The organism is Paraburkholderia sp. BCC1886 (assembly GCF_900996245.1).
Classification (GTDB): Bacteria; Pseudomonadota; Gammaproteobacteria; order Burkholderiales; family Burkholderiaceae; genus Paraburkholderia.
The window spans coordinates 1-824 of sequence record NZ_CAAJGK010000076.1; the positions used below are offsets into that span (position 1 = coordinate 1).

General features: G+C 65.5%; 1 protein-coding gene. It reads left to right on the forward strand.

The window, feature by feature from the left end; all coding sequences use genetic code 11:
• Nucleotides 1-824 (forward strand): acyl-CoA dehydrogenase family protein (locus FQ746_RS26645; protein WP_144112787.1); only part of this gene is annotated, 824 nt, incomplete at both ends.

An 824-nucleotide genomic window follows, 5' to 3' on the forward strand; every position in this document is an offset into this window, starting at 1 on the left:
AATATTCACGCGCCGGACGAAGGCAATATCCACCTGATGGAAAGCGTCGCGTCGCCCGCGCAGAAAGCGCGCTGGCTGGCGCCGCAGGTGGCCGGTCACACCCGCTCGTGTTTCGCGATGACCGAACCCGCGCCCGGCGCCGGCGCCGATCCCGCGATGCTGAACACGACCGCCGTGCGCGATGGCGACGACTACGTGATCAACGGCACCAAGTGGTTTATCACCGGCGCGCAGGGCGCAACCTACGCAATCGTGATGGCGAAGATGGAAGACGGGTCGGCCACGATGTTCCTGACCGACATGAATCGCGAAGGCATCCGTATCGAGCGGCTGATGGATGCGATGGACAGTTGCTTCGCCGGCGGTCACGCGGTGTTGTCGTTCACGAACGTGCGCGTGCCGGCAACCGATGTTCTGGGCGAGGCGGGCAAAGGCTTTCGCTATGCACAGGTACGGCTTGCGCCCGCGCGGCTCACGCACTGCATGCGCTGGCTGGGCCAGGCGCGCCGCGCGCACGACGAAGCGCTCGATCATGCGCGGCAGCGCGAGGCATTCGGCAAGCCGCTTGGCGAGCACGAAGGCGTGGGCTTCATGCTGGCCGACAACGATATCGACATGCAGACCGCGCGTCTGCATATCTGGCAGACGGCGTGGCTGCTCGATCAGGGCGAGCGCGGCAATTACGAATCGAGCCGTGCGAAGGTCGTGTGTTCGGAGGCGCTGTGGCGGGTGGTCGATCGCAGCGTCCAGGTGCTCGGCGGACGCGGCGTGACCGGCGAATCGATGGCGATGCGCATTTTCATGGACATGCGCGCGTTTCGCAT